This is a genomic window from Variovorax sp. P4_D9 (assembly GCF_056401695.1).
Window position 1 is genome coordinate 1 of the sequence record NZ_JBFUIU010000562.1, and the last position, 5,977, is coordinate 5,977.

General features: G+C 65.0%; 8 protein-coding genes and 1 pseudogene. All 9 read left to right on the forward strand.

The window, feature by feature from the left end; all coding sequences use genetic code 11:
* Positions 1 to 180 precede the first annotated feature (180 nt).
* The 9 genes and pseudogenes from AC1DY5_RS38790 (at position 181) to AC1DY5_RS38830 (ending at position 5,640) form a co-directional block, all read left to right on the forward strand.
* Positions 181 to 957 carry a sensor histidine kinase gene (locus AC1DY5_RS38790; RefSeq protein ID WP_478119773.1) on the forward strand — a complete coding sequence of 259 codons (777 nt, stop codon included), beginning with the start codon at positions 181 to 183 and terminating at the stop codon, positions 955 to 957.
* 71 nt (positions 958 to 1,028) lie between these two features.
* Positions 1,029 to 1,241: pseudogene (locus AC1DY5_RS38795) on the forward strand (response regulator transcription factor); the annotation flags it as partial.
* A gap of 79 nt (positions 1,242 to 1,320) precedes the next feature.
* Entirely contained in the window at positions 1,321 to 1,569 is a 249-nt protein-coding gene (locus AC1DY5_RS38800; RefSeq protein WP_478119774.1) for a response regulator transcription factor, read from the forward strand.
* A gap of 125 nt (positions 1,570 to 1,694) precedes the next feature.
* Complete coding sequence (locus tag AC1DY5_RS38805; RefSeq protein WP_478119775.1) at positions 1,695 to 2,081, forward strand: response regulator transcription factor; 387 nt, start codon at positions 1,695 to 1,697, stop codon at positions 2,079 to 2,081.
* A gap of 42 nt (positions 2,082 to 2,123) precedes the next feature.
* Positions 2,124 to 3,104, forward strand: a complete 981-nt coding sequence (locus AC1DY5_RS38810; protein ID WP_478119776.1) for a sulfatase-like hydrolase/transferase — start codon at positions 2,124 to 2,126, stop codon at positions 3,102 to 3,104.
* A complete protein-coding gene (locus AC1DY5_RS38815; RefSeq protein ID WP_478119780.1) occupies positions 2,999 to 4,600 on the forward strand; it encodes a sulfatase-like hydrolase/transferase in 1,602 nt (533 codons plus the stop codon). The genes AC1DY5_RS38810 and AC1DY5_RS38815 overlap by 106 nt, the downstream gene beginning before the upstream one ends.
* Positions 4,601 to 4,616: 16 nt before the next feature.
* Entirely contained in the window at positions 4,617 to 4,901 is a 285-nt protein-coding gene (locus tag AC1DY5_RS38820; RefSeq protein ID WP_478119777.1) for a hypothetical protein, read from the forward strand.
* A 20-nt stretch (positions 4,902 to 4,921) separates the two neighbouring features.
* A complete protein-coding gene (locus tag AC1DY5_RS38825) occupies positions 4,922 to 5,245 on the forward strand; it encodes a hypothetical protein (RefSeq protein ID WP_478119778.1) in 324 nt (107 codons plus the stop codon).
* Positions 5,246 to 5,274: 29 nt separating this feature from the next.
* Positions 5,275 to 5,640, forward strand: coding sequence for a hypothetical protein (locus AC1DY5_RS38830; RefSeq protein WP_478119779.1), 366 nt, complete (start codon positions 5,275 to 5,277; stop codon positions 5,638 to 5,640).
* Positions 5,641 to 5,977 lie beyond the last annotated feature (337 nt).

Genomic DNA, 5,977 nt, shown 5'->3' on the forward strand with positions numbered 1-5,977 from the left:
GCCAGCAACTTCTGCGGCGCGAAGTCGATGCTTGGCAAGCAGATCGAAACGCGCTGCACCGAACTATCGAGTGGAAATTCACTCGACAGGATGCAGATCACAAGCTCGGACGTCATTACGTTTCGAAACTTACGTGTTAATGTACTAGGTAGTGCTTCATGACGAAGCAATTGCCCGAAAGTGAAGCTTGTCCGTACATTGATACGGTGGACTTGCAAGCGACTTGCGTGGATCATCCTTGCCTCGCGCCTGGCGATCGCCGGCGAACTGACGGCTTCAATCGCCCATGAAATCAACCAGCCGCTGGCGGCCATCCTGACCAACGCCGAAGCCGCCGAGATGATTCTCCAGGCCGATGTCGACCGGCGCGAGGACCTGCGCATGATCCTCAGCGACATCCGGCGGGACGACCTGCGCGCCAGCGATGTCATTCGTCGCCTGCGCACGCTGCTGTCCAACAAGGCGATCGAGCGCCAGGCTTTCGAGTTCGCCGAGATCGTCAGCGATGCGTGTGACATCCTCCAGGCAGAAGCGCGGCGCAGGGTCGTGACACTGGTCGTGCGAAATGTGGAGGTAGCAGGCCGGGTCTTCGGTGATCCGGTCCAGATCCAGCAAGTGCTCATCAATCTGGTGCTCAACGCGATGGACGCTGTTGTGGACCTGCCCCTGGATCGGCGCACGATCGTCGTCTCGGTCGAGTCGGAGGCCGACGGGCTCGCGGTGACCGTGCGTGATCGAGGCCGGGGCATTCCGCCCGAGCACGTCCCGAAGCTCTTCGACTCCTTCTTCAGCACCAAGCGCCGGGGCATGGGGCTCGGCTTGTCGATCGCGCGGACCATCGTCGAGGCGCACGGAGGCCGCATCCGGGTGGAGAGCGACCCCGGCAATGGCACCGTGTTCCGCGTCTCGCTGCCCGTGCACGGCGAAAGCAGCGTTCCGAGCGCCGCCCTCGCATGAACACCAGGCCGCTGATTCATGTTGTCGACGACGATGAGTCGCTGCGCACCGCGCTGCTGCGCTTGCTCGAGATGGCGGGCCTGGAGGGCCGCGGCTACGCATCGGCGGGTGAGTTCCTGCTTCATCCGCCGCCGGATCGCCCGAGCTGCCTGCTGCTCGATGTCCGCATGCCCGGCCCGTCGGGCCTGGACCTGCAGAGTGCGCTGCGGGACAACGGGGTCGCGTTGCCGATCGTCTTCCTGACGGGCCATGCGGACGTGCCTTCCACGGTGCAGGCCATGAAGGGCGGGGCAGTGGATTTCCTCGAGAAGCCGATCCAGCGCGCGGCCTTGCTCGCGGCGCTCGAGCGCGCGCTCGAGCGCGATGCGGCGCCGGGCGGCCAGCGCCGAGGCCTCGCGTGTCCGGGCGCTGTTCGCGATGCTCTCGGAGCGCGAACGGGAGGTCTTCGATCGCATCGTCGCGGGCAAGCTGAACAAGCAGATTGCCGACGAACTCGGCAGCAGCGAACGAACGATCAAGACGCAACGCGCACACCTGATGATCAAGCTGGGTGTGGACTCGGCGGCCGAACTCGGCGCCCTGGCCGAAAAGCTGAACCACAGCGCACCATAGGGACGGTCTTTCGGGCAACGGATTTGCCCCTCGGCCGGATTTACCCGCCGATCGGGCCGCGGGATCATGGCCGCGTGACCCCAATTTGCGATCACTCGATGACAGCTTGAACACGGAGATCCGTGATGGCGTTGATTGCAGGCAAGGCGGTGGTTGTGGTGGAGGACGATGACAGCGTGCGTGAGGCCATTGGGCGACTGCTCGCCGCCTCGGGCTTTCGAACGGTCCCCTTCGGTTCGGCAGAGGCGCTGCTGGCGACCGGTGGCGTCGAGGGTGCGGTGTGCGTGATCAGCGACTTCAAGCTCCCTGCCATGTCGGGCCTCGAACTGGTTTCCGAACTGGCGGGACGCGGAGGCTGGCCGCCGGTGATTCTGATGACGGCGCACGACTCGCCGGAGGTGCGCGCAGAAGCGAAGCGCCGCGGCGTCTCGGGCTATCTGGTCAAGCCGTTTCAGGGGAGTTCGCTGTTGGCTGCGATCGGGCAGGTGGCAGGTGAGGCAGGTCCGCCTTGAGATTGGGCGTCTCTTTGCGGCCGGAAAATAGGAGCAAGTCAAATGCACAAGCAAAGACACAAGTCGCTCGTTGCGGCGAATGCCGTGGCGATGCTGGTCGCGGCGATGGTGGCCGCCGGACCGGCCGTCTCGCAGCAGGTGAACGGCGTGCCGGGCTCGCCGAGCGCCACGACCACGATCGAAGGCGCACAGATCCCACCCCAGCCGCCGAAGTTCGGCGGCGTGATCAAGGAGAGCGCGAAGGACTCGAAGACCTGGTGGCCGCCTCGCGTGGTGCCGCCCAAGGGCGCCCCCAATGTGCTGCTGATCATGACCGACGACCAGGGCTACGGGGTCAGCGGCACCTTTGGCGGCGTCGTGCCGACGCCGGCGCTGGACCGCGTCGCGAAGGCCGGCCTGCGCTACACGCAGTTCTGCTCCACCGCGCTGTGCTCGCCGACGCGGGCCGCACTGATCACCGGACGCAACCATCATTCGGCCGGCTTCGGCGTCATCACCGAACTCTCGACCGGCTTCCCGGGCTACGACTCGATCATCACGCCGGACAAGGCGACCATCGGCACGATCCTCAAGGGCAATGGGTACGCCACCTCCTGGTTCGGCAAGAACCACAACACGCCCGGGTTCCAGTACAGCGCGGCCGGGCCCTTCGATCAATGGCCTTCGGGCATGGGCTTCGACTACTTCTACGGCTTCATGGGCGGCGAAACCGACCAGTGGGAGCCGTACCTGTTCCGCGATCATTCGCAGATCTTTCCCTGGGTCGGCAAGGAAGGCAGCTACAACCTGACCACCGACATGGCGGACGAGGCGATCACCCATATCAAGAACCTCGATGCCGCATCGCCCGAGCAGCCTTCTTCGTCTACTACGTGCCCGGCGGAAGCCATTCGCCGCACCAGCCGACGAAGGAGTGGATTGACAAGTTCAAGGGCAAGTTCGACATGGGATGGAACGTCATGCGCGAACAGATCTTCGCCAACCAGAAGCGCCTGGGGGTCGTTCCTGCCGATGCCAAGCTGACCGACTGGCCCGACAGCCTGCCGAAGTGGGAGACCCTGTCGGCTGACGAGAAGAAACTGTTCGCACGCCAGGCCGAGGTGTTCGCGGCCTACACGGCGTACACCGACCATGAGATCGGCCGCGTGATCCAGCAGGTCCAGGACATGGGCAAGCTCGACAACACGCTGGTCATCTACATCAGCGGCGACAACGGCACCAGCCCCGAAGGCACCACGCTCGGCACGCCCAACCAGTACACCGCCTACAACGGCATCCTCGACGTACCGGTCCAGGAGCAACTCAAGTTCTACGACGCCTGGGGTTCGTCCGCCACCTACCCGCACATGGCGGTGGCCTGGTCGTGGGCCTTCGACACGCCGTTCAAGTGGACCAAGCAGGTGGCGTCGCACTTCGGCGGCACGCGCCAGGGCATGGCGATCTCGTGGCCCGCCCGCATCAAGGACGTGGGCGGGGTGCGCAACCAGTTCCACCACATCATCGACATCGTGCCCACGATTCTCGAAGCCGCCGGCATCAAGGCGCCGGACACGGTGAACGGCATCAAGCAGAGTCCGATCGAGGGCATGAGCATGGCCTACACCTTCGACAAGGCGAATGCCACGGCGTCCTCGAAGCGCACGACCCAGTACTTCGAGTTGATCTCCAACCGCGGTATCTATCACGAAGGCTGGTATGCCAACACGACGCCGCCGGTGGCGCCGTGGGTCCTGAACGCCCCGATGCCACCCGTGAGCGAGTACAAGTGGGAGCTGTACAACCTCGCCGAGGACTTCACGCAGTCGAACGACCTGGCCGCGAAGATGCCCGACAAGCTCAAGCAGATGCAGGCGGTCTTCGACCAGGAAGCGGCCAAGTACCAGGTCCTGCCGCTGGACAACTCGCAGTTCGCCAGGGCCATCGCGCCGCGGCCGAGTGCGGTCGCGGGCAAGACCGTGTTCACCTACACCGGCGAGAACTGGGGCATTCCGCTCGGCAATGCGCCGAACGTCCTGAACAAGTCGTTCACGATCACGGCCGAGGTCGATGTTCCGCAAGGCGGTGGCGACGGCATGCTCGTGACCCTGGGTGGGCGTTTTGGCGGCTATGGCTTGTACCTGCTCAAGGGCCAGCCGGTCTTCACCTACAACATGCTGACGCTGCTGACGGCCAGGTGGGCGGGCGACCAGCCGCCGCTCATGGCCGGCAAGCACACGATCGTGTTCGACTTCAAGTACGACGGTCCCGGTGTCGCGAAGGGGGGGACGGGCGTGTTGTCGGTGGACGGCAAGGCGACTCGCACGCTGTCGGTGCCGAAGACGGTGCCATTCCTGATGCCGGCCGACGAGACCTTCGACGTCGGGGTCGACACCCGCACGAGTGTGAACGAGCTCGACTACAAGGTGCCGTTCCGCTTCAACGGGAAGATCAACCGTCTGACCTTCAACCTCGGACCGTCGCAGCTCGCGGCGGCGGAAGAGAAGAAGGTCCAGGAAGCCGTCGCCAAGGCCAAGGACTGAAGGGAGCGCGCAACATATGAGACAAATCGCTGCATTGATCTCCGTTTGCGGCCTGGTCAGCGCCGGCATCGCAAGCGCGCAGCAGAACATGCTGCTGGACTACGCGGCCAGCCAGATGATCCAGAAGTTCCAGGCCGCAAGCTGCGAGCAGTTGAAGGCACAGAAGGGCGCGCCGCAGACCGACAAGGAGAAAGAGGCCAAGGAGTTCCTGCAGAACGATGCCCAGGCCCGGGCCGCCTTCGTCAACAAGGGGGCCGCTCCGGTGCTCAACAAGATGTTCGTGTGCGGAATGATTCCGTGAGCGCAGGCGAGGAGCAGGTCATGAACAAGTCAAGCAGGTCGATCACGATCGTCATCGTCGCGGCGATGGTGGTCATCGCGGGCGGCTGGCCGGGGCGCGGCAACGCTTCGGAACTGGCCTCGGCCGAGGGCAAGGTCCTGGACCTTGCCGCGGCCGAGGTGATCAAGAAGTTCGAGAGTGCAAGCTGCGAGCAGCTCAAGGCGCGTCAGGAGGAGCCGCCCACCATGGCCAAGAAGGCAGCCATCGCGCTGCTTCGCAAGCATGAAAAGGCCCGCGTGGCCTTCATCGACAGGATCGCCGCGCCCGTGGTCAACAAGATGATCGAGTGCGGGATGGCGCCGTAACGCGCGCCGGACTTCGCTGGGCCCTTCCCATGAGCGACCCGAGCTTTAATACCCTGAGCAAGGTCCATGCCGTCGCGTCGGTCACCGAGCTCGCAACCGGCATCGCATTGCTGATCGTTCCTGCGCTGGGCGCCCTGGCCCTGCTCGGCATTGCAGGCGGGGTGGCCGTGGCGTTCACGCGCCTGGTGGGCATCGCGTGCTGGCCGGTGCAGCGGCACGCGCGGGGCGATTCGGGGGCGTACTGGGCCATGCAGATCTACAACGCCTTGATCGTGCTGTACCTGGCCTGCCTGGGCGTCGCCGAGCGCATGGGCGGCGTGCTCTTGTGGCCGGCCGTCGGGCTGCATGTGCTCATGTCGCTGCTATTGTGTGGCGCCCGACGCACCGGTCTGTAGGTCTTACTCCCCCGCCGCCGATGCCGGTTGCAGGAAAGTCTGACTCAGATCAATGCGTGCGCGCCGCGCTCGAAGTAGCGGTGGCCGCCGTGGCCAGGCTGATCCGCGCAGGCCGCCGGGCCTGATCGGGATCCGCCGCGCCGGGGCCTCCTCGTCGACGTCCTGCGCCGTCAACGGGGCCGCTACTTGGGAAAYATCAATTGCGCCTGCACGCGGATCTGCCAGTTGGCGCCGTTGTCCGGCTTCACAACGTTGTAGTACGCCGAGAGTTGGGTGTTCACCGGCAGCTTGCCCAGGTGGAAGATCTTGCCGACGCCGCCACCGAGGGGCACGGTCC